Genomic DNA, 26788 nt, shown 5'->3' with positions numbered 1-26788 from the left:
TCTGGGCTAAGTTAAGATGTCCGGCGTGTATAATCAAGTAAGGATTACCATGACGGCTCTCGCAGCGGAGTTTTTCACATTGGATGAAGTTAACCGACTCAAGATCATTCAGGACGTCATCGACCGGCGTCTGACAACACAGATGGCAGCTCACCGGCTTGGTATCTCCGACCGTCAGTGCCGCCGTCTGCTTGAGCGTTATCGTGAAGATGGTCCGCTTGGCATGACCAGCCGCCGTCGTGGTAAATCCAGTAACAACCAGTTGCCTCAGGGACTGGCCGCATACGCGCTGAATATTATTCGCGAGCGCTATAACGATTTCGGGCCGACGCTGGCATGTGAAAAACTGTCTGAGGTTCACGGCGTTCATCTTTCTAAAGAAACTGTCCGTAAACTGATGACTCAGGCCAGTCTTTGGGTGCCACGTAAGCAACGTGCGCCAAAAATTCAGCAACCGCGCTACCGCCGAGCCTGTGCCGGTGAACTCATACAAATCGACGGCTGCGACCACCACTGGTTTGAAAACCTGTACGGCACTGGTTTACGTTGATGACGCAACCAGTCGTTTAATGCAGCTGCTTTTCGTGAAATCTGAGTCTACTTTCACCTATTTTGAAGCGACCCGGGGCTATATTGAAAAACATGGCAAGCCGCTGGCGCTTTACAGCGACAAAGCCAGTGTATTCAGGATCAACAATAAAAACGCAACCGGCGGCGACGGCGATACCCAGTTTGGCCGTGCGATGCATGAACTGAACATTCAGACTATTTGTGCAGAAACCAGTGCTGCCAAAGGCCGCGTTGAACGGGCGCACCTGACGCTTCAGGACCGCCTGGTCAAGGAACTCAGGCTCCAGGGCATCAGTTCCATGGAAGCTGCGAACGCATTTGCCGAAGAATTCATGAACGATTACAACCGTCGTTTCGCAAAAGCGCCTCGCCAGGCGTTTGATGTTCATCGGGAACTGGATGTCGATGATGACCTTGATATGGTGTTTAACTGGCGTGAAGCTCGCAAAGTGTCGAAATCACTCACTGTGCAGTACGACAAAGTCCTTTACCTGATTGAAGACAGCGAATTCAGTCGTCGGGCGATTGGTAAATACATCGATGTCTGGCATTACCCTGGCGGGCATAAAGAGCTCCGGCTTAATGGCGTATCACTTCCCTACTCCACCTATGACAAGCTTTCTGAAATCGATCAGGGGGCCATTGTAGACAATAAGCGCCTGGGCCGGGCACTGGAAATGGCGCAACTGGTACAGGCCGAACGGGATAATAACCGGTCACAATCAGTGCCATCCGGAGACGGTCCTTCACGCAGGCGTAAAGCCCCCACGACGAAGAAATCCCAGCGCTCCCTGGATCAGGACGATATGCTCGAACGGGTGTGGGTAAGATAGGCCTGCACGGCGGCGCTGGGTTCGTCTTTACGGCTGACCAGCATCAAAGGTGCCACCGCTGCGCACGATAATCCTCAGCGCTTTGGCATGTTTGCCACCTTGCCGCTGCCGGATGTCGACGGCGCGCTGCGTGAACTGGAATATGCCTTTGATACCCTGAAGGCCGATGGCGTGGTGCTGGAAAGTAATTTCCACGGAGTTTATCTGGGAGATGCCCGCTTTGATCCGGTGTTTGAGGAACTGAATCGTCGGCACGCGAAAGTGTTCATTCACCCGACCAACCCGCATTGTCCGTGCTGTCAGGTACAGCCAAAAGGTGAAAATGCCGAAGCGCTGCCACCGATTGGCTATCCGTACCCGATGATTGAATTTATGTTCGAAACTACGCGAGCAGTATTTAATCTGCTGCTTTCCGGGACCCTGGATCGCTTCCCGAATGTGCAAATTATCGTGCCGCATGCAGGGGCGACAATCCCGGTGCTGGCCGATCGTGTGGCGGGTCTTTCTCCTGCGCTCGGTCTGCCTGAAAAACTGGATGCGGAAAAATTCATGACCTCGTTGCGCGGCATGTATTACGACCTGGCCGGTTTCCCACTGCCTCGACAGCTTAATGCGCTGCTGGAAATCGCTGACCCCAAACATGTTTTGTACGGCAGCGATTATCCTTATACGCCGGAGCCGTTAGGTGGTTTAGGTTTGAAACTACCTGGCAATATTTTGTGTTGGGGTATTATTTCGCTAGTTATTTTTGTTGCCGGGATTTTATTATTTAGCTTACCCGTGCACGCCCTACCCCAGTCACTTAAACTCTTTATTCTAGGTGGCATCTTGTTGAGCCTACCCGCACTTTACACTTCACAAGTTGTCTCCAGCACTGCCTATATTCGCCTCGCGGGTTTATGGGGTGGGATCGCGCTATTTTGGGTGTTAACCCTGATGCCTTTTAGCTCACAGCAAAGAAAGTTACTATTGTTAAGCGTGTTAGTTGGTGCGTTGATGGAGTGGAGTATCACGCTCTGGCAGTTCACAACACATAGCTATGATAACTGGATGGAGTTCGTTCCCGGGACGCGCCCGTACGGTATATTCCAGCAAATCAACGTGCTTGCCAGTTTCCTTGCCACCGGCTATGCCATCGCACTATGGTTTTGCTTGAATACAGCAAACCGCCTGCTAACAAATTTTTGCCGCCTCGCTGTGTTTTTGCTTCCTGCGATGTTGGTGATTCTTCAGTCACGGATCGGCTACCTTGGTAGCACAGCTGTATTGGCTCTGATGTGTGTCATTTACCGCCTCCAGCCCCGAAAAATCTTGCTGCTGATCGCCCTTTCCCTTTGCGGCGTTGCTATCGGTGAGTTATTGAAGAATAGCCACTGGCTGGAATTATTAGTTGCAATTGTCGATAAAGAAGGCTCGAACAGCGAAAGGATTTACATTATAAAATCCACTATTGAAATGATTCGCCAGCGCCCGATTTTCAGCCGCCGTCAGAACCTTAACTTGCTCGTCAAACACAGACAAAGTGTCACGCACCTCGTTATCGCTCATTTTCTGCTGATGGTTAAAGGCGTCCATCATCCCGGCCAGCAGAATGTCTTTATCCAGCGTCATATGCAGTAATTTCTGTTCAGCTATCTGATCTTCAATATATTTGGCCATGCCCACGCCGGATGCGTAGGCACGTTTTTGTTCTTCGCTGTCGAGTTTAAATACTGGTGCGCTCTCTTTAGCCGCCTCCGCCGGTTTTTCTTCACTCACCGTTTCGGCCGGGATCACCGGCAGCGACGTCGGCTCGGGGGCGGAATTTTTACTTTCCTCAGGCACTGGTGCATTGGCCTCATTGGCCGGTGGGACTGTAGCGGCTGGCGGCGTTATTTTCGTGGTGTCTTCAGGCTTCGCGTCCGGAACCTCGGCTTGAGCGGGTACATCCACATTCACAGATGATGGAGGGGGAGATTCGGCCCATGCCTGTGTTTGCGAATATAAACATGTCACGATGGTTAAATATAAAAGTGATTTACATTTCATTTGGGTCAACTGTCAAAAAATTTACGCCGATAAGGCAAGGTTAAAGCATCATCATTTAAACTTTATCGTTTTCAAAACATTAAAAAGTCTTATTTCAGACCGGAATGTTAAGGCACAGGAAAACAACTAAGGTAAGGCGGAATCCATTTATTAATCCGCCTCATTCCCCTGGTGACTAATACCACTGATATTTCATTCTCCAGCGCGACAACCGTATCGACGGCAGTGATTCAAGTAAGCCATTACCGCGGCGCTGGGTTCGTCTTTACGACTGACCATCATCAGATTTGCTGACAGCTCCTTCGAATCAAGCACCCGATAAACGACCCCGGGAATGGCCACCTGAGCTAACGGCGCTGGAACCATAGCGGTTGGCCGCCTTTTAGGCCGTAGCCCCCAGGCTTATTTCCACCACATGCCGTTGACCATCATCCAACAACGGTATGGTATTCCCGGGTAACGGCACGCCATCCACTATCAGTTGATAGTCCCCCGTACTACGCTGCGCGTTAATCTGATAATCACTTGAACCGTAGCGATAAACCAGGCTCACTGAAGGCCAGTCGCGCGGTAGTAACGGGTGAACGGTGATCGAATCGCCGTGGCGTTCAATCCCCAGCAACGTTTCGATGATTAACCGATACGCCCAGCCTGCCGAACCGGTATACCAGCTCCAGCCACCGCGCCCGGTATGCGGCGCAACGCTGTAAATATCCGCCGTCATCACGTATGGCTCGACTTTGTAACGCGCTATCGCATCTGCATTAAGGCCGTGATTTATCGGATTGATCAGCGCCCAGAGTTGCCAGGCCCGTTCGATATTGCCGCTGCGGGCAAAAGCCATCACCGCCCAAATAGCCCCGTGAGTATATTGCCCGCCGTTTTCACGCACGCCAGGCAGATACCCCTGAATATAACCGGGGTTTGGCCCATTGCCGTTAAATGGTGGCGTCAGCAGTTTTATCAGCCCGACCTCGCTATCAACCAGGCGTGAGTCCAGCGCCTGCATCGCTTGCGCACAACGTTCCGCACTTCCCGCGCCCGACAACACCGCCCAACTTTGGGCAATAGCATCAATCTGGCACTCTTTCGCACTCTGCGACCCGAGCGCCTCCCCGCTATCAAAATAGCCCCGGCGATACCAGGCGCCATCCCAGGCACTCGCCTCAAGTTTGATTTGCAGTTTTGCCGCCTCTTCACGGCACAGCGTGGCGGTTTCGTCATCGTGGATTTGTTCGGCAAGCTTCGTAAATTGCTGCAAAACATCATAGAGGAAGAACCCCAGCCAGACGCTCTCGCCCTTGCCTTCCAGCCCGACGAGATTCATGCCATCGTTCCAGTCTCCCGCACCCATCAAAGGCAAACCGTGTTGACCAAAACGCAAACCGTGGCGAATGGCTTTTACCCCGTGTTGCCACAGCGTTTCTTCCAGCGCGCTGATAATCGGCTGTTCATAGGCCGACTCTTCGCCCGGCTGCAATTCACGGCCTTCAAGGTACGGCAAAGGATGTTCGAGTAAGCCGATGTCACCGGTCGTCGCCACGTAATGGCAAATAGACAGCGGCAGCCAGAGATAATCATCGGAACAACGGGTGCGAACACCATTGCCTAACGGCGGATGCCACCAGTGTTGCACGTCGCCTTCCACAAACTGACGCGAAGCGCAGAGCAGGATTTGCTCGCGCAGGCGTTCTGGCGCGGCATGGCTCAGAGCCAGCGTATCCTGAAGCTGATCGCGGAACCCGAAAGCGCCACCAGACTGGTAGTAGCCGCTGCGAGCCATCAGGCGGCAAGCGATGGTCTGATACAGCAGCCAACCATTGGCAAGCAAGTTAACGGCAGGGTCAGGCGTGGAAATGACAATCTGGTCAAGCATGCGATGCCAGTAACTGTGAACATTGGCCAGCTCGCTGCGGGCGGCATCTTCGTTCAGATACTGGTTAATCATCTGCTCCGCATCCTGCGTGTTCTGCCCGATACCCAGCACAAAAATAAATGTCCGCTGATCGCCGTCGATGATGGTGGTGGCAGACTGAATCGCACCGCACGGGTCCAGCCCCGCACCGGTTTTACCCGACAAAGTGCGCTGTTTCATGGCCGCCGAATCACGCTGTGAACCATTGCGCCCCAAAAACTCCCGTCGGTCGCCCGTCACTGAACAATGCACGCCCGTCACCGCAAAGAAAGCGGTTCTTTCCGACCCATTGCTACTGTAGAAATTATTCGCCAGCACCCCACAGCCAAGCCCGGTCGTCGAGGCGCGAGTCACCACATGCATCGCCGATTTGCTACGCGATTCACCCAGCGCCCATTCCACATAACCGGTAACGGAGATTTTGCGCGTGCGCCCGGAGGTGTTACTGAGCGTCAGAATGGCGATTTTGACCGGGGCATGTTCCGCCACCAGCACCGTTAATTCCGTGTCGATGCCTGTTTCACGGTGCGCGAAAACGCTGTAACCAAAACCGTGACGGGTAAGATAGTGCCCGTTGCCGCGCACCGGTAACGTGGTGGGCGACCAGACGGCGCCGCTTTCTTCATCACGTAGATAATACGCCTCCCCGGAACGATCGCTGATCGGATCGTTTTCCCACGGAGTGAGGCGATACTCATGGGCATTTTCATACCAGGTATAGGCTTGTCCCGCTTCAGAAATGACGGTGCCAAAATTGGCATTCGCCAGCACGTTTGCCCACGGCGCGGGCGTCTGGTCGTTTTCATCAAGCGTAATCTGGTATTCACGGCCATCTTGCGAAAACCCGCCGCGACCGTTGAAAAACACCAGAGCGCGGGTATCCGGCTGCCACGGTTCGTGCTGGTTAGCCGGTATAGCAATGCGCGCAATAAACGCCTGCTGGGTTGGGATCGTTACCTGAAGCCGCTGATTGAGCTGCTCTTTCAGGCCACCAGCGCGATCATCCAGGACAATTTGCGCCACACTCAGCAACAAAAGCCGGTCTTCTGCCGACATATGCTCGCCGTTACGCACAAAGATACCGCCGGGTTTGTCTATCTGGCTGGCTTCAGAACCGGCCATCAGCAGTTCTACTATCTGATTTTGTAACTCCTGCTGATAGCCCCCAGGGTTATCGTTGAGAATCACTAAATCGACGGCCAGGCCTTTTAAGCGCCAGTAATGGTGCGCCTGAATCATGGTGGTGATGAGCAGAATACTTTCATCACTGGTGATATTAAGAATGACAATCGGCAGGTCGCCGGAAATAGACCATCCCCACAAACCTGACTGCCCGCGCCGGTTACGACACAGCGTTTTCGCATCCGCACGCAGTTCTGGGCCAGGGAAAAGCACCGCGCTTGCCAGGCGGTTAAACAGCGTTGCATCGTCTTCATTGGCGTTAATCTGGCGCAAGACTATCTGGCTATGCGACCACGCGAGTTCAAATACGCGATCGGCAATCGGATGGTCATGATATTTCTCCACCAATGCCAGGCTTTGCTGGCGGCTTTCCGTCACGCCATAAATAATATCGACCGTCACCGGCAAGCCAGGCTGTAAAACGATGGACTGGCGAATGGCCAGAATCGGGTCGAGCACTGGCCCGACGCTATTACTGAGCAAACCGCCTTGTTCAGTCACAACGGCATTGGCTGGCGTTCTTCCGCGCCCCAGGAATTTGGCGCGGTCAGTTTCAAACGAGATTTCGTTTTGCGCCTGCCCGTGTACCACCATGGTATGAAACATCCACGGGCAACGTTCATCCGGCGAGCGAGGGCGACGATGGCAAAGAATGCCGTGCTGCTCAGGGACCAGCTCCGTCTGAATAAACAAATTACTGAATGCCGGATGCGCCATGTCACTTTCATTGGGTGCCAGAACCACTTCGGCATAAGTCGTCAGCTCGATGGTGCGCGGTTGCCGCCCGCGGTGCAGCAGCGTCACGCGGCGCAACTCAATGTCATCTTCGGGGGAGACAACAATCTGCGTTTTCACGCCAACCGTTCCCGCCACAAGTTTGAACTCGGCTCCGGCATCGGTAAAGATCGCGTCGTACTGGCTGACCGGCTCACCGAGCGGTTGCCAGGTATTACTCCACACTTCATTTGTGACAGGGTCACTGATATAACAAAACGCGCCCCAGTTATCGCAGGTCGCGTCGCTGCGCCAGCGGGTTAGCGCAAGGTCTTTCCAGCGGCTGTAACCGCCGCCTGACTGGCTAACCATCAGGTGATAATTTGAATTCGATAACAACTGGACTTCGGGAATCAGGCTATCAACATCAGTAAACTCGCGGGTTTCATACTGAACCGGTTGCAGTACCCCTTCGTGAGATTCGAAATGACGGCGCGGGCTGTACAACTCAACCGCATCAGGCACCCGTTCTTGCAATAACAAACGTGCCGACTGAAACGCCGGGCTGGTCATAAATCTGTCTACCATCGGCGCACCTGAAAGCACATGCGAAAGTGCCTGGAATGCCATTCCCTGGTGGTGCGCCATCCACGAACGCACCACGGCATACATCTGGCCGCTGGCGAGGCGTGACGGCGTGTAGTCCAGCGACTCATAAAAACCGTATTCACCACGAGCGCCGTTTTTCTCAAGTTTCAGAAGATTTTCACAGGCTTTATGCGGCGAGATAGTTAACGCCATCATGGTGGCGTATGGGGCGATCACCATGTCATCCGCAAGCCCACGGCGTAAGCCAAGCCCTGGCACACCAAAAGCGTGATACTGATAATTTTGCAGTGCATCGAAGGAATAGTAGCCCGACTCTGAAATCCCCCACGGCACGCCCCGCTCTTTGCTCCAGTCAATCTGGCGTTTCACCGCCGACTGGCTCATCTCTTCGAGCAGGCTTCCGGGATAGGTCGGCATCACCAGGTTTGGCATCAGATATTCAAACATTGATCCGCTCCACGACATCAACGCCGTTTCGTTATCAATGGTGGTAAAAAGTCGCCCCAGCGCAAACCAGCTTTTCAGCGGTAACTGATTGGTGGCAATCGCGAGGAAACTGGTCAGGCGAATTTCAGAGGGCAGTAAATCGTAGTGGCTGTTATCGAGCTTATTGTTATCGCAGTTATATCCCACACTCAACAGGCTGGTGACTTCGTTATACAGGAAGACGAAATCCATTCGGGCGTGTTCAGTCAGGCGTTGTTCCAGCTCGGTAATAATATCCAGACGTGTGCGAGCCTGGCGAATCACGGATTCCGGGGGTGTGCCTTCGCCGCTGTGTTTCGCCTGCGCCAGCCAGGACAGCGTGGGTAGCGATTCACTCTCCCACTGCGCGGGCAGCCAACTGAGAAAGTGCGCCCACTCGTGGCAGATAAGCACTAACTGATGCTGAAGATGATCCACCCAGCGGCGAATCCTCCCGTCCTCGTGACTACACAGGGCGTGCAGGCGATTACTTTGCGCCCGCATATTTTTCAGTTCTGGGAAGAGTAACGACGGATGGAGTGTCAACGCCGTTTTGCAATGGTTGTGTAACTGGCGCAACGACGTCGGGGCATGTTGACCCCAGGTTTTCTCGAGGATTTGCAACGTATCCTCAAGCCCCATCAGCAATTGCCGGGTGTTAAGGATAGGTTGGTTACGCAGCCCGGTTAAACCCGCGCTAAGGGTAAGCAAATGCCCGGCCATATTCCCGCTATCCACACTTGAGACATAGCGCGGATTGAGCGGAACCAGGGTGCGCGTGTCGTACCAGTTATATAAATGCCCCCGGTAATGCTCCATTTTATCCAGCGTGTCGAGCGTCAGCGTGATGCGTTGCAGCATGTCACCTTGCGGAATATAACCAAAATCCCACGCCGTCAGGTTGGCCATCAGCGACAAACCGATGTTGGTCGGCGAAGTGCGGTGCGCAATCACCGGCTGGGGAATTTCCTGGTAGTTATCCGGCGGCAGCCAGTTTTCTTTCTCAGTGACAAACGTTTCAAAAAAGGCCCAGATCTCGCGGCTACTCTGGCGCAACAGGCGTTTGTTTTCAGCATTAAACGTGATGGCCTGGCGGACAGGTTCGCGGCTCAACCAGCTTAATAACAAAGGAGCCAGGCACCACAGAACGCCAATGGGCACCGCAAAAAACAGCAGCATCGGTGAAAGCCAGGATGTCACAGCGATTAACGCCATACCTGAAACCACATTGAGCCACATCGCACGATAAAAACGCAGCGGTGATGTTTTGGCTCCTGACACGTGTTGGTCAAAACTGGCCCACTGATTGAGGTTGTGATGGCTAATGCTCAGACGCCATAACGTTACCGCAATGGCCTGAAGCGAATACCCGGCTTCATGAGGAAGCGTGATAAACCCCATGCCAACGCGCATCAGACGTTTAAGCCCTCCGTAAGAAACCAGTTTGAGATGCTGCAAGAACGGTCGTCGGGCGGGTTTATTCACAATATCCTGGGCCAGAACCAACGCGCCAGGAAGTAGCAGCACAACGGCCAGCACCGCCAGCCAGAACAAGGGATTCGGCACCAGTAAAATGGCGCAAAACAGCAGTATCAGAAATGACGGAGCGACCAGGCTGCGGCGTAAATTATCCAGCAATTTCCAGCGTGAAAGCGTGGTCAGCGGGTTTTTGTCATGCGTTCCGTCTGCCTTTCTGACGTTGAATTTCAGCCAGTTAAGCAACTGCCAGTCACCGCGTATCCAGCGGGTACGTCGGGATACATCAGTCAGGTAATTATTAGGGTACTGCTCGTAAAGCAGAACTTCACTGAGCAACCCCGAGCGGGCATAGCATCCTTCAAGTAAATCATGGCTCAGTACCAGGTTTTCCGGGCAGGTATTACGCGTGGCTTGCGCAAAAGTATCGACATCATAAATGCCCTTCCCGACAAAAGATCCTTCGCCAAACAAGTCCTGATAAATATCCGATGACATCATCGAGTACGGGTCATTCCCCGGCACATTACTGGACATCGCCGCATAACGCCCCTGCCCGTCACGCGGAATTTCCTCCGCAAGCCCAGGCTGCAAAATCCCATACCCTTTCACGACGCGCTGTTTTACCGGGTCGTATACCGGGTGATTGAGCGGGTGCGCCATCGTCGCCACCAGTTTATGAGCTGTATCTCGCGGCAGAACGGTATCGCTATCCAGGGTGATGACATATCTCACGCCGGAGGGTGGCGTGATGACATTGCCGTGGACTTCAGAAAACTGCGCTGCGGGTTCGCGTAACCAACTGTTCAGCATCGACAGTTTGCCGCGCTTACGCTCATACCCCATCCAGACGTTTTGCTGTTCATTCCACTGCGCCGAGCGGTGAAGCAGGAAAAACAGAGGCTGGGAGACAGAGGCATAGCGCCGGTTCAGATTCTGCATTTGCGCTTCCGCCCAGTGCAGCAACTCGTCATTTGCCACCGAATTTTCATCCGGGGAGTCGGCGAAATCCGTCAGTAATGCAAAGTACAGGTTTGGCGTGTTATTACCGAGATAGCACACTTCCAGGCTGTTAAGCAGACGGTCGATTCCCGCCCGACTGGTGAGCAGACAAGGAATCACCACCATCGAGCAAAACTCAGGCGGAATGCCCGTCGAGAAATCCATGCGTGGCAACGGCATGGGTGAGCGAAAGCGGGTTGTGGCTTCACTCAGCAAATTGACTGCTAACTGGCTGACTATCACCACCAACGGCAGCGCCAGAAGCACCAGCGGCCAGGTCATACCTTGTTCATGGGTACGGGACAATACGTGGGCAGTAAAGGCAGTCGTCAACAGGCTGAGACTACCCAGCCAGGAAAGCAGCGGAATTTGATTAAAGCTGTGGCGCAACCGCACCACCCAGGACGTATTGGCCCCAAGCTGTTGTTCAAGTGCTACGCGCCCTTCACCGATTAAGTAATACCCCACATGATGCCCCGGCGATGCGGCGTCCGCAGCCTGAGCCATCCCCAGAATATGACACGCAACTTCCGGCTCACTGTGATGGCTGTGCCTGGCGAGTATTTCAATGATGTGCCGATAATGGTCGCGGGTATCAAAATGCATGGCCGGGTAAATCCCCGACGGATCGCTACGCAATGTTTGTTCAACCAGGCTCATGGCTTCGGCGAAATCTGCCCAGTTGGTTTCACTAAGCAGGCGCAAACCGGCGATGCTGTTACTGACGGAAAGCTGGCTGGCGGCAAGTTGCTGGTTAAAGCGATGAATCAGATAATCGGTCGTGACACCGGTTTCCGCCAGGCGCTGTTCAACCCAGGTCAGCGGCAAAGAGAGCATATTCCCTCGCCCCTGTAAGCGGCGAACCAGTTCCGCCACAAAAGCACTGCTTAATGGCGGGCGCGAACGGGCCATATCCGCAATCACCATAATCAAATCGGCTGGGGTGTTTTCGGCACATTCAAAAATTCGCGTTACCCAGACATCTGCCAGATTGCGCTCTTTCTGAGCTTCGGCCACTTCGATACTGACCCGGCGTAAATTCTCAATCAGCGCCAGGCGCAACATGCCCGGCAGCGCCCAAAGCTCGCCGAGTGTTAACGGCGTTACCTGCTGATACGCCGCAATATAACTGGTGAGACTGACCGCATCCCAACGCCCATCGGCATGCGCAATGGCTTCGGAGGCAATATCATAAATACGTGGGCAATTGTGCGGAGCGGCGAGCGGTGGAAGCCCCTTACCAAAGTTCTTGGGCAAATGATGGCGAACCACGCGGATCTGTTCTTCGATCAGATAATAGTTATCCAGCAGCCATTCACCCGCAGGCGTAATACCTGATTTTTCACCCGCGTTGAGCAGATAACAGTTGCTGGTAATGATCGCTTCGTTATCTTCCAGGCGTTTAAGCAAATAGTAAGGCAGCCTGGTGGTCGATATTTTGTGGGAACGCGCCAGCTTCTGACCGTAACGTTCCATTTGAGCGGCAGAAAATAGCTCTGATTTGATAGGACTTTCGTTTGCGGGTTCTGTACCCAACCAGCCAGGAATTTCTGAATGGGGCTCCAGTGTGTTACTCGCGGTAAACCACTGTTTTAAATTTAATTTCATGAATTTGCTCGTCAGGCGATGTGAACGCGCAGGAGCAGTTGTTCAATCAAATCAGAAACGTTCTCTCAGGATGGGGTGTCAGGCATCAGGGATTTAACAGCTGCAAGATTCTTCAAAGTATAGGTTAAAACTTGTTCGTTTTATTCTTGCGGGATTTTCGTCAGGCGTGCCAAAAAGAATAATCAGCGCGGAACGACGAAGAGTGATTTGCATTTTGGGCAGAGCAACGTTTGCCCCTGACGGATTTTGCTGGCGGCAAACTGGGATTTGTTGCCACAGATCGGACATGTCACGGTGCCGTTAGCGGCATTTTTGAAGCGTTTCATTGCGGAATCTAAGAAGGACATGATGATTTACCTTTCAATGAATGAGGTTCATCGTATCACGCCCTGAATAAATAACGCACAGTTATCGGTTGCTCTGCGTCAATAGATTAGTTTGCGTTTTTGTGCGCCGTTAACGAAATCTCACCAGGCCTCAGGTTCGCGAAGCATATGAACGATATTGCATGGGCTCATCACCCATCCTCCTTTAAAACCCTCCGGTAGTGGCTCGACCGCATCACAGCGAACAACGCCAGAATCAGCAATATGTTTTTCAGCCTGCTTGAAATCCGGGGTAAACAGTTCGAGCCAAACTTCAGCCTGGCTTAATGCAGGCGCTTCATCTATCCACAAGCGGTTCGGGCCAAGTTCGAACCCGGTGGCAGGCGGTTTATCGGTGATCTCAGGAAGCCCGAGAACATTGCGGTAAAAATCGAGTGTCTGTTGAAACTGATGGGGCGGGACTTTGATGGCAATATCAATCCCACCTTTAAATTCTGCGCTCATAAAGTTCTCCTTATTGATGGCTTTTAAACGCTGTTTCGATCATTTCAGTCAGATTGTGCGGATAAACCAAATCAGAAGTCGCGCGTAACTCGTCCGCACTCCACCAGTGATGGTCGCTGATAATTTTAACTTCATTATGGCTCCAGCACTGGGTATTTATCGCATGACTGCCCGAGCGCACCACGTAATACCGCTCCTGCGCCTGAACGATTTCCCCGCTGGGTAGCTTCATGATGAAGTCTCTGCGCGCGACAGACTCCCCCATATCCTGGCAAACAATGCCCGTTTCTTCCTGTAGCTCCCTGATAGCGGCTTGCTCGAAGGATTCACCTGCTTCAACGCCACCACCCGGCGTGGCCCAATAAGACTTGCCTGCCAGCGCATCATCCTTGTGGGTGTATCTGAACAGTAATAATCGCCCTGCTTCGTCAATAATCAACAATCTGGCTGCGGGTCGCTTTCTCAATTTTAGTCTCCTGTCTGACGAGGCGATTCTGCTCAAAAAAAATCCGACTCTTTACTTTATCGTTTCCTGAATTAAAATAGCTCACTTCATTTCTTCTCTATAGGTATTCGTCCAATGCGCTATTGATGCTGCCGTCACCGTGACGGCCAATGTTCTTGCCCCGGATTTTCGGGTCAGTTTCTGGCATCTGTGGAGTACCTATGACGAATATTTATATCGCGCTGGAAAGCGTTGGTTTTACCTTACCTGACGGCACACCGCTGTTCACTCAACTTAACGAAAGTTTCGACTCACGACACACTGGCCTGGTCGGGCGCAATGGCGTGGGGAAAAGCGTGCTTGCACAAATTCTGGCGGGCAAAACCTCCCCGTCGTCCGGGCGCTGTATCCGCTCCGGCTCGGTGTATTACCTGGCGCAACAAGTTACCGCCTGGGCAGACAAAACCGTCGCTGAACTGGCGGGTGTCGGGAATATTATTGCTGCGCTGGAACGTATCGAAATGGGCAGTGTGTCTCCCCTGGATTTTGATACTGTCGGCAACCACTGGGATATCCGTCAGCAGCTACAACATGAACTGGAGCGCTGCGGCCTGGGATACCTGGAAGCATCAACGCCCGCCCAACGGTTAAGCGGCGGTGAATCTATGCGCGTTTCGCTGATTGGCGCATGGCTTTCCGACGCCGATTTTTTGATTCTGGATGAACCCAGCAACCACCTCGACCGCGCCGCCCGACAGGCACTGATTGCACAGTTACAGCGCTGGCCCGGAGGATTATTGGTAGTCAGCCATGACCGGGATTTACTGCAATCCCTGTCGCGAATTGTGGAGCTATCATCGCAAGGATTGAGCAGCTACGGCGGTAACTATTCGCTCTATGCACAGCTCAAAGCGCAGGAAACACAAGCCACGCTGCAACAGTATGAATTACGCAAACGCGAGCGTCAGCGTGAACAAAAAGCCCTTCGCGAGCAAAAAGAACGCCTTGAAAAACGGCAGGCGCGAGGAAACCGCCAGGGGCGCGAAGCCAATCAGGCTAAAATTTTACTCGGCGGACAGAAGCAACGAAGTGAAGCATCAGCGGGTAAATTGCACCAGCAGCATGCCGCCACGCTCTCGACTCTCGACCAACGGGTGCGCGAAGCGGCAAGCCAGGTGGAGGAAAACGCCGCCATCGTCGTGCATTCGCTGGCAGTGAGTTCGCCCTCGCGTCGCCAGATTGGCGAACTAAATGATGTCCAACTTCCCTTCGTGGCTAACTTTGTCTCGCCGTTGAATCTGACGTTAACCGCCCAGCAACGTATCGGTGTCGTCGGGAATAACGGCTGTGGGAAATCCACCTTATTGAAAGTTCTGGCGGGGAAACTCAAGCCTTCAGCCGGAGAGTGCCGGGTTGTTGAGCAGAGTGTCTGGCTTGATCAACACCTCGCCACACTTGATCCACGGCGCACGGTTCTTGAGCAAATCCTGGAAACCAATCGCATATCAGGGGAAGCCGATTTGCGTATGCGGCTGGCGCAGATTGGCCTGGACGCAGATAAAATCCAGGCGCCCAGCGGCTCACTGAGCGGCGGCGAACGCTTGAAAGCCGCGCTAGCTTGTGTGCTGTATGCCGATCCCACGCCGCAATTACTTTTGCTTGATGAACCTGGCAACCATCTGGATTTACCGTCAATTCAGGCACTCGAAACCATGTTGTGCCACTACCAGGGAGCAATGGTTGTGGTTTCACACGATGAGGTGTTCCTGAAGAATCTGAATTTAACCGAGCGTTTATCGCTTGCTGAAGGGAGTTGGTGTCTGGAATAAATGGGTTTATAGGGTGGATAAGCGTCATCCACCCTACGAGTTAAAATGTCTGCCAGTGCCCTTCTGGTGCATTTTTAATTAACTTCTTTGGCACCGGTTGTGCAATTACCGCCGCCGCGACATTTTGCTCATCACTCAAACGCAAATTGCTGGTTCTGTTTTGCAATTCGACGACCTGGTTTTTAAGCACGTCAGAGGATTCAGCGAGTTCATCAACGACTGCGGCATTACTCAGCGTGACCTTTTCCAACTCGGACAAGGCAATCGTAATTTGCTGAATCCCTTTTTCCTGCTCGTTTGTCGATAAGAAAATATGCTCCATCAAAATATTAAGATCTTCTGACCCCGATACGATGGCCTGCATATTTTTTTCTGCCTCTGAGACCAGTTTGGCCCCCTGCAAAACATTGGTATTGGTCGTTTCAATCAGCGATTTAATGTTTTTCGCCGATTCTGAGCTTTTTTGCGCCAGCACCCTGACCTCACCAGCGACCACCGCAAAACCTTTACCGTGTTCGCCAGCTCTCGCGGCTTCAACGGCGGCATTCAGGGCTAAAATATTGGTCTGGAAGGCAATGCCATCAATGATGCTGATGATTTCCGTCATTTTCTTCGAGCAATGGGTAATCGATACCATGTTCTCGGTCAGCTTCTGCATTAGCTCGCTGCCATGGCCTGCGGACTGATGAGCCTCGCTGGTAATGGTATTTAATTGACGGGTGTTTTCTGCGTTACTTTTCGTCCCAGCCGAGATTTCTTCCATGCTTGATGCAGTTTGCATCAGCATGGCGGATTGCTGTTCTGTTTTTACGGAAAGTTCGGCACTCTGATTAGCAAGCGTTGCGGATAATACACTGGCCGAATTAGAAGACTTTCTAATATCCATCACCAGACTGGAAATTTCTCTAGCGAGGCTGTTTATGCCAGGGATTAATTTACCTGCACAGTTATTACCAAATTCGCGGATAGATATTGATAAATTCCCGGAGTTGATTTCATCAATATTTCTTTTTACTTCATTAATCGGCTTCACCAGATATCGCGTCATATAAAACCAAAGCGTTAAAAGTAATACGATGCCGATCCCATTCAGCATGAGGTAAAAATGCATATTTGCTGATAATAAATACGCCATGACATCCATCATGACCAGAGAGGCTGCTGTAAAAACAATGATAACGGTTCTGACGCTGTAATTGTTAAGCATGTTTAACTCTGGAGACTATTTTGTTGGTACCTTTATTTATTGCGGGTATTCAGCGAAAATCCAGTCCGGAATACAAATTGAAGCTATCTCCTGACATAAGTAAATGAAGGAGTCTTTTAAACTTCTTTACTTGTCGCGTGATAAATGGGTTTTGTAGGGTGGATAAGCGCAAGCCCCATCCACCGTTTATCTTTGTGATGCCGGATGACGCTTCGCTTATCCGACCGACATTATTTACCGTTCAGAGCGTCATCAGGCCAGTATTTATAGCCATTGACCATCGCCTGGGCAGCAAGGCCTTTTTCAGTAATCTCATACACATCGACAGGTTTTGGAACCGAGATAGTACCCGGCGCTACGGCGCTGGCTGATGCGCCAACGGCTGGCAATCCTTTATCGTCATATTTAGCGGCGGCATTTGCATCTGCCCCCACGATATAGCCATTCTTAACGAAATCGCTCAACGCTTTGCTGTCATTGAACACCAGTACGGTGCGCAATTGTTTCACGCCGATACCCACCCCGGCACCGGCCTGAGCCATTTTCATGTATGTGTCTTTGCCCGTTTTAAGGTCTTTTACCACGCCGTAGCCACTGCCAAATCCGAAGACAAAAATCTTGCTGCTGTTATTGGAGAAAACGGCATACCCTTTTGAGTTCAGAATTTCACTTCGTGCTTCGGGATGAATCTTATACAGTTTCGATAACGTATCAATTCGCATATGTTGGATACTATTTCGTTGCTGACTCGCGGTATCCCCTTTCGCACTACAACCTGCCATCGCCAAAACAGCAATAAGGATCAATTTTTTATAATTCATGTGTACCCTAAAACAAAAAGACAATCGGCAACCTTAAGCACTTAGCGGGTAAAGCTGCCAAAAAGAGCGCGCATGTTAGAGGAATGAGCCACTAAACTATTATTTTTTTGTGCGAGTTCTGAATCTAAATTGTTTAATTTTGCATAAATTAGGGCTGGATTAATCGCCACACCTGCATTTATCTCTGACTCTTAGGAACCTGATTAATCATAAACAGCGGCGCAATAAACGGTGTGGCGTAATTTTCCACCCTGAATTTACGCAACGCTAATCCATACGCCTGTTGCATATTTTCTTCAGTTACGATGCTATCGGTTGCGCCTGCCAGCCATTTCCCTTCAGGTAAAAGCAGTAGCGTATGGGTTGCGACCTGTAATGCGTGAACCGGGTCGTGAGTGGTGAAAATAATGCCGCACTGCTGGCGGTGCGCCAAATCGCTGATGAGCTGTAACACCACTTGTTGATTGGCTAAATCCAGAGCCGCACAGGGTTCATCCAGCAACAGCGTTTGACAAGCGGTCACTAACGCGCGGGCGATCATCACCAATTGCTGCTGGCCGCCGGAAAGCGAGCTAAACGTACAGGCGGCCAGATGCGCGATATTTAACTGTTCCAGCGCATCAATTACCGCCTGTTTATCTTTACGCCCCGGCTGTGAAAAAAGCCTCACATGTTGAGCGCGTCCCATCAGCACCACATCGCTCACCAGATATGGGAACGGCAGGTGCGAATGCTGGGCCACGATGCCGACACCGCCCTGCTGTTCGATACTCCCGCCCAGCGGTTTCAGGAACCCGGTAAGCGTATCGAGTAGCGTACTTTTTCCCAGTCCGTTGCGCCCGAGCACCGCCCAAATTTCTCCACGCTGGCAGTGAAAATCCATTGCTTCAAAGAGCGGTGAATCATGGCCATATAACAATTGCTGAACGCGCAATTCCCCGTTTTTCATCGGCGTCTCCGGCGGCTGGAGTGAATTAACAGAACGGTAAACAGCGGCGCACCCACCAGCGCCGTAATGATCCCGATGGGGATTTCGGCCTGCATCAGCGTGCGGGCAATATCATCGACAATAATCATAAAGCCGCCGCCCAGCAAAAATGCAGTGGGCAGCAAGCGCCTATGATCAACGCCCACCAAAAGCCGCGCCAGATGAGGGATCACCAGGCCCACCCAGGCAATACTGCCACTCACCGCAACTTGTGCTGCCACCAGCAAAGCACAACAAAACAGCACACAACGCCGCAATGTCACGACCGAAACGCCCTGCGCTCTTGCGTCTTTATCACTCAGGGATAACAGATTGATACGCCAGCGCAACTGGAACAAAATTGCGGCTGCAATACTGACCGGGATCGCCAGCATCCAGACTTTGTGCCAGTTTGCGGTAGCAAAACTGCCCAACAGCCAGAACACGATGTTGGGCAAAACTTCTTCGGTGTCGGCCTGGTATTGAATCAGGCTCACCAGGGCTGCAAAAAAACCGCTCAGAATGATGCCGGAGAGAATCAGCACCAGCGCATTTTCCCGCCCCTGCAATGCTGCGATGGCATACACCAGAATCAACGCGCTCAGCCCAAAAAAGAACGTTGAACCCATCATCAGCAATGGGTCGAGACCGAGCAAAATCGCCAGTGTGCCACCGAATGCAGAACCGGAAGTTACGCCGATAATGTGTGGATCAACCAGCGGGTTGTGAAACACGCCCTGAAGTGTTGCGCCGCATAAACCCAAAGCGCCGCCCGCCAGTAGCGCCATTAAAATACGCGGCAAACGTACTGACCAAATCACCTGACCCGCGATACCCGAAGATTGCGAGTAATGGGTTAGCTGGTGGAAAACTTCGCTTAACGGCAAGGGATAATGGCCGAGACTCAGCGAGCCGACTCCCAGCGCCAGCACAGCGATAACCAGTGCCAGCTGCCGGGTAATAAAAGCCTTACTGCTTTGCATTGGTCTGCCAGTTCACGCGGTAAAAACGCTGATAATAATCCTGCGCCTGGGCATCCATATCGACGTTTTTATAGGCATCGGGATAGAGTTTTTTCGCCATCCACAACTCACCGATTGCCAGCGCTTCCGGCATAGGATAACCCCAGGCTTTCGCATATTCCGGCATCAACCAGACACGATGATTTTTCACCGCATCAATGCCCTGCCAGTTCGGATCGTTCTCGATTTCAGATACCACTTCCGGGTAGCGATCCTGCACAAAAATAACCTGCGGATCCCACTGCAACACCTGCTCAAGGGAAACCTGACGCGCGCCCTTCACACTCGCGGCTGCCACATTTTGCGCCCCGGCGTGCTTCATCATCAGGCCGGTGTATTTGCCAGAACCGTAAGTCATCAAATTCGGGTTCGCCATATAAACGCGGACTTTTTTGGCATCGGGAATGTTGGTTACTGGCGCATTAAATTTGGCACGAGCGTCAAAGGTATATTTGATCAGCTCCTCGCCTTGCGCTTTATGCTCCACCACATCAGCGATTAAACGAATCCCCTGTTTCAAGCCTTCGTTGTACGCCTGCTCTTCATCACCCATCGTCGGGTTCATTTTGTCTTGCTGACCGTCCGCATCTTTTCTGAGCGAAACCGCCACGACCGGGATGCCCGCGTTCTGAATCTGCTGAATCATCGCCTCGGGCGCGTAGTTGGCGACGAACACCACCTGCGGGTGAATCGCCAGCAGGCTTTCTATATTCACCTCGGTCAGGTCACCGGGCGTTGGCAACGAGGTAATCGACGGCATAAAGCGGGCAAACTCAGGGCCGAGCTGCTTTTTCCAACTGGTCATCACGCCCGCGATATCTTTTTGTGCATCAAGTTGCACCAACAGATTCAGCGTCTGATGCTGGAGCACCACCACCTTATTGACGTGATCGGGGATCGTGACCTGGCGGCCAAGCTGGTCGGTAATCATGCGGTCGGCGTGAGCGGAGGATGCGAAGAACGCACTGGCACAAACCAGCGCGATATGACGAAGAGTTAACATAAGTGCCATCTGGATAAGAAGAAAATTCGATGTATATTAAATTATATAACGAACTATCTGGCAACTGATTATCGCGGCTTTTGACTTGCCCAAGGCAACATGGCTGTTATGCTACTCGCCAAATTTTTAGTAAATGACATGCCCGATGAAATCGCCACAGCCTGAATCCTTACTCTCAGTTCGTCACCTTACACACTGTTTTTCCGGTAAAACTCCGCAGGTTAATGCGGTGTCTTTCGATATTGATGCCGGAGAATTTGTGTCGATCATCGGGCCGAACGGGAGCGGGAAATCTACCGTGTTACGGCTGATCATCAGCGAACTGCAACCCGCCGGCGGTGAGATTGTGATTCAGGGTAAGACGCTCAAGTCCATGAAGCCGCTGGAACGCGCTCGCACCGTGGCACTTCTGACTCAACATGACAACGCCGATCTGCGTCTTACGGTCAGTGAATATGTGGCCCTGGGGCGTATTCCCTGGCAGGCTGAATACTCGAATGGTGAACATGAAAAAGTGATTACCGATGCGATCAACGATGTCGGCATCGCGCATTTACAGCATGTTTCTTTAGGGAAATTATCCGGCGGCGAGCGCCAGCGCGCGGGGTTTGCACGCGTTTTAGCCCAGCAGCCTGCATTGTTATTGCTCGATGAGCCGACGAACCACCTCGACCCGCTGGCCAGGCACCAGTTACTCAGCCTCATTAAACACAAAAACATGACCACCGTTGCCGTGTTGCACGACCTGGAATTGATTCAGCCCTTCTCCGACCGGGTTCTGATGATGAATCAGGGGGAACTGGTGTGCAGCGGAACGCCTGCGCAAGTTCTGGACTCATCGTGGCTGGAGCAGGTTTTCGGCATGCAAAGTCTGCACGTCACACATCCGTTGAGCGGTAAAACCCTGCGCATCTTTGAAGCCCTGCCTGGCTGAAGCCCTGCCTGGCGAAATTAATTAATCATAGTTTGATCTCAGCAGACCTATTCACTGCATCAATTCCTGTATGGTGCAGCGGCTGGAATTATTCCGGCTGTTAAGTGAGGTGTAATTCCTCATGAATCAGGAGTATATGTGAACAAATTAGCCATCCCGTCGTTACTGGTCGTGATGTCCAGCCCGGCTATCGCCTCCGGTTTCCCCGTCACTATTGATAACTGCGGGCAATCATTGACCTTCACCGAAGCGCCAAAGCGCATGGTGGTTCATGATATCAACATGTCTGAAATGGCATTCGACTTGCACTTGCAACCCCGCATGGTGGGCGTCAGCGGAATTACCGGCTGGTACAAAGATATTCCGGCATTTAACCGCCTCCAGGGTTCCATCCCTGAAATTGCGCCTAAATATCCCTCGATGGAAACGCTGCTGGCAGTGAAACCCGATCTGTTTTTTGCAGGCTGGAACTACGGTTTACGGGGCGATGTCACGCCTCAGGCTCTGGCAAAATTCAATATCAAAACGCTGATCCTGACTGAAAGTTGTATTCATGTTGATAGCCATCGCCCACGTGCCAGCATGGACCTGCTGTACGGTGATATGGTGCGTTTGGGCAAAGTATTTGGCAAAGAAGAAGACGCAGTAAAACTGGTTAATAGCTGGAAAAAACAGGTAGCCACCACACGAGCAAAAACCGCAGGGCTTAAACCCGTACGCGTTTTTCTTTATGACTCTGGCGAAGACAAACCCTTTACCAGCGGTGCGTACGCCATGCCCACGGCGATTATCGAAGCAGCGGGTGGCAAAAATGTAATGGATACCCTGAATAAAAGCTGGGCGAACACCAACTGGGAAAGTGTCGCCGCCACGGAACCGGAATTCATTATTCTGATGGATTATCAGTCTGATTATAACGGGGGTGCCGACGGGCTACGGCGCTTCCTGGAACAGCATCCGTTGATGAAAAAAACGCCTGCGGTGCTTCATCATCGTTATCTCAAATTGAAATACCAGGAATTGACCCCAGGTCCCGCCAACATTACCGCCATTAACAAACTTGCCCGGGCGCTCTATCCGGCTGCATTTAATTAATGTTCGGCAATAAACGCTACGTGCTGGCATGGATTATTGCCCCACTTCTGCTGCTGGGGCTGATTCTTACCAGCGTCGCGACAGGCAGCGTGCCGCTCTCGTTTACCGACGTTTTAACGGCACTGGGTCTGGCACACGGCGATATCAACGAGATGACCAAAAGCATTGTGCTGGAGCTACGTTTGCCGCGCACTTTGCTCGGCATCATTGCCGGGGCTGGGCTGGCGCTCGTCGGCGCACTGCTGCAAACCACGACACGTAACGATCTTGCCGACCCCTTTTTATTTGGCCTGTCCTCTGGCGCGTCAGCGGGCGTGGTGCTGGTGATAACCCGCCTGGGCGACAGCCTCGGTGCCTGGACGCTACCCGTTGCCGCTTTTGTCGGCGGCATGTTATCGGCCGCAGCGGTGATCATCATCTTTATGTCTCAATCACATAAAGGCACGGAAAAGCTGATCATTTGCGGGCTGGCGGTGTCATTTTTATTTGGCGCCTTAACCAACTTCCTGATCTTTTCTGGCGACCAGCGTGCAGCCAGCAATGCCCTGTTTTGGGCGCTGGGAGGCTTAGGTCTTGCTCGCTGGGAGAACCTGGGATTTGCCGCCGCCGCGCTAGTCATCCTTATCGTGCTGATTTTCCGACGCGGCCGCGCACTGGACGCGTTACTGGCGGGCGAGCAAACGGCCTGGTCACTGGGCATTAATGTCAGTCGCTTAAGAACTGAAGTGTTTATCTGTTGTTCGATGGCGACCGCAATTTTGGTTTCTCTGACCGGAGTGATTGGTTTTGTCGGCTTGATGGTGCCACATCTGGCGCGACCATTTACCGGCGTGCGCCACAGACGGCTGTTACCTTTGGTGGGCGTTCTCGGCGCAGTACTGCTTTCCGCAGGCGACATTCTTAGCCGAACCCTCACTGCCCCTCAGGAATTGCCGATAGGGATTATCACGGCGGGTGTTGGCGGTGTGTTTGTGCTGGTCATTTTGCTGCGCCGCACCGGTTAGCACTCACGCATCTTTACGGCGGTTGCCTATCCACTCTTCAATCTGGATGGGCAGCGCTTCCGGCGCTTTTCTGAACATTCTGCGCGCCAGATCTAACACCGTATGCTGCGCGAGTGCTTCTTCCATCCGCTGCTGAGCAACCTGCATCACCTGGCGCACGCCGCAGATGCCCTCACATGCCCATGCGGGAGCTGGCTCATCGAAAATAGCCATGCGTTGGCGGATCTCCTTACAATCGAAAATGGATTTTTCCCCATCAATTGCCGCCACAATATCCAGCACGGTTATCCGGTCGGCAGGTTTCGCGAGGCGAAAGCCCCCGCCTTTTCCTTCTGTACTTTCAACCAGTTGGGCCTTAGAGAGCTTGGTGAAAATTTTAGCCAGGTAGTCGTAAGGAACATTTTGCAACTCAGCAATTTCGCGCACGCTCATCTCACGCCCGTCGCCTTTGCTATCCACTAAACACATGAGGCTATGGATGCCATATTCCACACCTGAACTGTAAAACGCCATAAATTCTCCGCCCGAATGATTCTTAGTTAGATGATAAATCCTTCCTTCTGCCCAGGCAATTACCGCATGCGGTAAATTTCAGTTAAGTTTTAAATATCAAATAAATTCAAATTGTTATATGTAATTTCTTGTATTCAGCACGCAAAAACCTTGAAAACATTAACTACGACAAATATGATCGCAGTTAAGAAATCAAATGACCACTTAGATACCAGGGATACATCATGAAACAGCAAGTTCTTATTTTGGGTGCAGGTTTTGCAGGCATGTGGGCGGCACTGAGTGCAGCACGTTTAACCGATCTTCACGACAGCAACGATATTGAAATCACCGTCCTGGCACCGCAGCCAGAACTGCGCATTCGCCCGCGTTTTTATGAAGATGGTGTTGAAAACTTTGCCGCACCGCTGCTGCCGTTATTTGCCGCGACTGGCGTTAAGTTTATTGCCGGTTCTGCCAGTGAGATTGACGTGGCGAACAAACAGGTCTGGTATCACACCGCGCAAGAAAACCTGTCCGCCATGCATTACGACCGCCTCGTGCTGGCGACCGGGAGTCACATCAACCCGATGTTCCCCGGCGCGAAAGAACATGCCTTCGATGTCGATCAACTGGAAAGTGCTGCACGCTTTGAGCAGCATCTAAATCAGCTGGCACAGCTACCAGAAAGTGATGCGCGTAATACGGTGGTGGTTTGTGGCGGCGGCTTTACCGGTATCGAACTAGCGACAGAACTGCCTGCGCGCTTGCGTGCTATTTTGGGTGAACGTGCATCAACACGTGTGATTATCGCCGACCGCAGCCCGGTTGTGGGTGGCCGTTATAGTGAAGAACTGAGCGCTGTTATCACCCAGGCAAGTGAAGAGCTGGGCGTGGAATGGAAACTCAATGCTGAAATTGCGGCAATAGATGCACAAGGTGTGACGTTCAAGAATGGCGATTTTATCGCGTCCAACACCGTGGTGATGACCATGGGTGTGCAGGCCAGTCCGTTGACGTCACAAATCCCTGCCACACGCGACGCGCAAGGCCGTTTACATGTCGATGAAAACTTAAAAGTAGTAGGCCAGGATGACATTTACGCGACCGGCGATGTGGCGTTTGCCCGTACCGATGACCAGGGCAATACCGCGCTGATGACCTGCCAACATGCGATTATGTTAGGGCGTTTTGTTGGTAACAACGTCGCCGCTGAACTGCTCGGTGTGACTCCGCACCCGTATCGCCAGGTGAATTATGTCACCTGTCTGGATTTGGGCGGATTTGGCGCGGTTTACACCGAAGGTTGGGATCAGGTGGTGAAATCGACGCGCTCAGAAGGCAAGAAAATCAAAGTAGCGATTACCAACGAACTGATTTACCCGCCGAAAGCTGAGAAAGAAATTGCCTTTGCGGCGGCCGATCCGCTGGCGGCGTTTGTTTAAATTCAAACCGAGTGTTGTAGGGTGGATAAGCGACAGCGTCATCCACCCTAAAAGCTCTTAATCATCAGTCTGTGGCGAGTGATAATCCACTCGCCTTCTCTTATTCCTGCCCTTTCTTATTCTGCCAGTTCGCCCACGGGCTATCAGCCGGAATATCGTTTTCAACCCCATCCATTTCTAACGAATCGATATACAAATCTTCGACTTCTTTTCGCGCCCACGGCGTGCGTCGCAAAAATTTCAGGCTGGATTTAACGCTTGGATCGCTTTTAAAACAATTAATGTTGATACGTTTCGCCAGTTCTTCCCAGCCAAAACGCGCAACCAGCGCATTGACAATGGCTTCAAGAGTCATGCCGTGTAGAGGATCTTTTGAAGGATGGGTCATAGTGAGTCCAGTGATTCTAAAAAATTGCGCATACCATAACAAAATAACGCAGATTCATCTTTCTTTCCTTCCGCGCCAACGACCTGTAGCCTAGCTGGGCATACATTCATCAAGAGAATGATAAGGATTACGTAATGAAAAAAGCAGTATGGACTCTCTCTGTTGCCCTGTGCCTCAGTTCTTCCGTTCTGGCCGCAGAAGTTAAGCTCCCTGCTCCAATCATCGCCCTACAGCAGCAAGGCTTTGAGCTTAAAGGCGAATTTAAAGGCCCCGGCGATTTACCTGGCTACGTGATGCAAATCCAGGGGCAAGGCACCACGGTGTTCCTGACGCCCGATAAACAGCACGCCATTATGGGAAATCTGGTCGATGCCGCGGGGAAAAACCTCAGTGATGAGCAGGTCGAGAAATGGGTTTATGCGCCCATGGCAAAAGAAATGTGGCAAAAACTCGAGAAAAATCATTGGATAGCCGCGGGCAAAGCGGATGCCCCCCATGTGGTTTACACCTTTGCTGACCCGTACTGCCCGTATTGCACACAGTTCTGGGAAAATGCGCAGCCGTGGCTGAAATCAGGCAAAGTGCAACTGCGCGTGCTAATGGTCGGCATGTTGCGCCCGGATAGCAGCCAGAAAGCCGCAGCGATAATGATGGCGAAAGATCCGGCCAAAACCCTCGCAGAATATGAAAATTCCAAAGGGAAAATGGAGCTGGCAATCCCTGCCGCCATCAAGCCCGAAATCACGAAAGCCCTGGAAGACAACCTGGCGTTGATGGACACATTAGGAGGAACGGCCACGCCTTCTATTTATTACCTGAATAAAGACGGACGACTGCAACAACATCAGGGTTTGCCTGATGAAGAAACCATGAAAGCAATCATGGGCAGCGATAAGTAACGCTT

18 protein-coding genes and 2 pseudogenes are annotated in these 26788 nt (G+C 52.1%); 8 read left to right on the top strand and 12 right to left on the bottom strand.

What is annotated here, in order from left to right; translation table 11 throughout:
* Positions 1–49: 49 nt before the first annotated feature.
* Positions 50–1403: pseudogene (locus GBAG_RS09425) on the top strand (ISNCY family transposase).
* Positions 1404–1490: 87 nt separating this feature from the next.
* A pseudogene (locus GBAG_RS22495) lies at positions 1491–2870 on the top strand (pilin glycosylation ligase domain-containing protein); the annotation flags it as partial.
* On the opposite strand, the gene GBAG_RS23240 reads toward GBAG_RS22495, so the two are convergent.
* From GBAG_RS23240 to GBAG_RS09405, 5 genes are all read right to left on the bottom strand, one after another.
* Positions 2790–3062: an FKBP-type peptidyl-prolyl cis-trans isomerase N-terminal domain-containing protein gene (locus tag GBAG_RS23240; protein WP_425591296.1), complete on the bottom strand. Its 273-nt coding sequence runs from the start codon at positions 3060–3062 to the stop codon at positions 2790–2792. The pseudogene GBAG_RS22495 and the gene GBAG_RS23240 overlap by 81 nt on opposite strands.
* A 751-nt stretch (positions 3063–3813) precedes the next feature.
* Positions 3814–12402: a GH36-type glycosyl hydrolase domain-containing protein gene (locus tag GBAG_RS09415; protein ID WP_034495356.1), complete on the bottom strand. Its 8589-nt coding sequence runs from the start codon at positions 12400–12402 to the stop codon at positions 3814–3816.
* 182 nt (positions 12403–12584) lie between these two features.
* Complete coding sequence (locus tag GBAG_RS22710) at positions 12585–12749, bottom strand: YnfU family zinc-binding protein (protein ID WP_156104872.1); 165 nt, start codon at positions 12747–12749, stop codon at positions 12585–12587.
* A 120-nt stretch (positions 12750–12869) separates the two neighbouring features.
* Positions 12870–13232, bottom strand: a complete 363-nt coding sequence (locus GBAG_RS09410; RefSeq protein WP_034495354.1) for a VOC family protein — start codon at positions 13230–13232, stop codon at positions 12870–12872.
* Between the two features lie 10 nt (positions 13233–13242).
* On the bottom strand, positions 13243–13698 hold the full coding sequence (locus GBAG_RS09405; RefSeq protein ID WP_034495352.1) for an NUDIX hydrolase: 456 nt from the start codon (positions 13696–13698) through the stop codon (positions 13243–13245).
* 200 nt (positions 13699–13898) lie between these two features.
* Here GBAG_RS09405 and GBAG_RS09400 point away from each other — a divergent pair, with 200 nt between their 5' ends.
* Positions 13899–15506 carry an ABC-F family ATP-binding cassette domain-containing protein gene (locus tag GBAG_RS09400; protein ID WP_034495350.1) on the top strand — a complete coding sequence of 536 codons (1608 nt, stop codon included), beginning with the start codon at positions 13899–13901 and terminating at the stop codon, positions 15504–15506.
* A 40-nt stretch (positions 15507–15546) separates the two neighbouring features.
* On the opposite strand, the gene GBAG_RS09395 is transcribed toward GBAG_RS09400, so the two are convergent.
* The 5 genes from GBAG_RS09395 to GBAG_RS09375 form a co-directional block, all read right to left on the bottom strand.
* Complete coding sequence (locus GBAG_RS09395; RefSeq protein ID WP_034495349.1) at positions 15547–16713, bottom strand: methyl-accepting chemotaxis protein; 1167 nt, start codon at positions 16711–16713, stop codon at positions 15547–15549.
* Between the two features lie 230 nt (positions 16714–16943).
* Positions 16944–17534, bottom strand: a complete 591-nt coding sequence (locus tag GBAG_RS09390; protein WP_034495347.1) for a lipid-binding SYLF domain-containing protein — start codon at positions 17532–17534, stop codon at positions 16944–16946.
* A 178-nt stretch (positions 17535–17712) separates the two neighbouring features.
* Complete coding sequence (locus tag GBAG_RS09385) at positions 17713–18483, bottom strand: ABC transporter ATP-binding protein (RefSeq protein WP_034495345.1); 771 nt, start codon at positions 18481–18483, stop codon at positions 17713–17715.
* Positions 18480–19484, bottom strand: a complete 1005-nt coding sequence (locus GBAG_RS09380) for a FecCD family ABC transporter permease (RefSeq protein WP_034495343.1) — start codon at positions 19482–19484, stop codon at positions 18480–18482. Before GBAG_RS09380 ends, GBAG_RS09385 begins: the two co-directional genes overlap by 4 nt.
* On the bottom strand, positions 19471–20526 hold the full coding sequence (locus GBAG_RS09375) for an ABC transporter substrate-binding protein (protein WP_034495341.1): 1056 nt from the start codon (positions 20524–20526) through the stop codon (positions 19471–19473). Before GBAG_RS09375 ends, GBAG_RS09380 begins: the two co-directional genes overlap by 14 nt.
* Positions 20527–20755: 229 nt before the next feature.
* Between GBAG_RS09375 and GBAG_RS09370 the strand changes: the two genes are divergently transcribed.
* The 3 genes from GBAG_RS09370 (at position 20756) to GBAG_RS09360 (ending at position 23559) form a co-directional block, all read left to right on the top strand.
* A complete protein-coding gene (locus GBAG_RS09370; protein WP_246864866.1) occupies positions 20756–21460 on the top strand; it encodes an ABC transporter ATP-binding protein in 705 nt (234 codons plus the stop codon).
* A gap of 138 nt (positions 21461–21598) precedes the next feature.
* Positions 21599–22555 carry an ABC transporter substrate-binding protein gene (locus GBAG_RS09365; protein WP_034495337.1) on the top strand — a complete coding sequence of 319 codons (957 nt, stop codon included), beginning with the start codon at positions 21599–21601 and terminating at the stop codon, positions 22553–22555.
* Positions 22555–23559 carry a FecCD family ABC transporter permease gene (locus GBAG_RS09360; protein ID WP_034495335.1) on the top strand — a complete coding sequence of 335 codons (1005 nt, stop codon included), beginning with the start codon at positions 22555–22557 and terminating at the stop codon, positions 23557–23559. The genes GBAG_RS09365 and GBAG_RS09360 overlap by 1 nt, the downstream gene beginning before the upstream one ends.
* Before the next feature lie 3 nt (positions 23560–23562).
* Here GBAG_RS09360 and GBAG_RS09355 read toward each other — a convergent pair whose 3' ends face one another.
* Positions 23563–24072 carry an RrF2 family transcriptional regulator gene (locus GBAG_RS09355; RefSeq protein ID WP_034495333.1) on the bottom strand — a complete coding sequence of 170 codons (510 nt, stop codon included), beginning with the start codon at positions 24070–24072 and terminating at the stop codon, positions 23563–23565.
* A 224-nt stretch (positions 24073–24296) separates the two neighbouring features.
* On the opposite strand from GBAG_RS09355, the gene GBAG_RS09350 reads away from it, so the two are divergent.
* Positions 24297–25496 carry an NAD(P)/FAD-dependent oxidoreductase gene (locus GBAG_RS09350; RefSeq protein WP_034495331.1) on the top strand — a complete coding sequence of 400 codons (1200 nt, stop codon included), beginning with the start codon at positions 24297–24299 and terminating at the stop codon, positions 25494–25496.
* A 100-nt stretch (positions 25497–25596) separates the two neighbouring features.
* Here the strand turns inward: GBAG_RS09350 and GBAG_RS09345 are convergent, their stop codons facing one another.
* On the bottom strand, positions 25597–25884 hold the full coding sequence (locus GBAG_RS09345) for a VF530 family protein (RefSeq protein WP_034495329.1): 288 nt from the start codon (positions 25882–25884) through the stop codon (positions 25597–25599).
* Between the two features lie 134 nt (positions 25885–26018).
* On the opposite strand from GBAG_RS09345, the gene dsbG reads away from it, so the two are divergent.
* Complete coding sequence (gene dsbG / locus GBAG_RS09340) at positions 26019–26783, top strand: thiol:disulfide interchange protein DsbG (protein ID WP_034495328.1); 765 nt, start codon at positions 26019–26021, stop codon at positions 26781–26783.
* Positions 26784–26788 lie beyond the last annotated feature (5 nt).

The organism is Buttiauxella agrestis ATCC 33320 (genome assembly GCF_000735355.1).
GTDB lineage: Bacteria > Pseudomonadota > Gammaproteobacteria > Enterobacterales > Enterobacteriaceae > Buttiauxella > Buttiauxella agrestis.
Note: the sequence above shows the minus strand (reverse complement) of the source record. Positions and strands in the feature narration are given on the sequence as shown.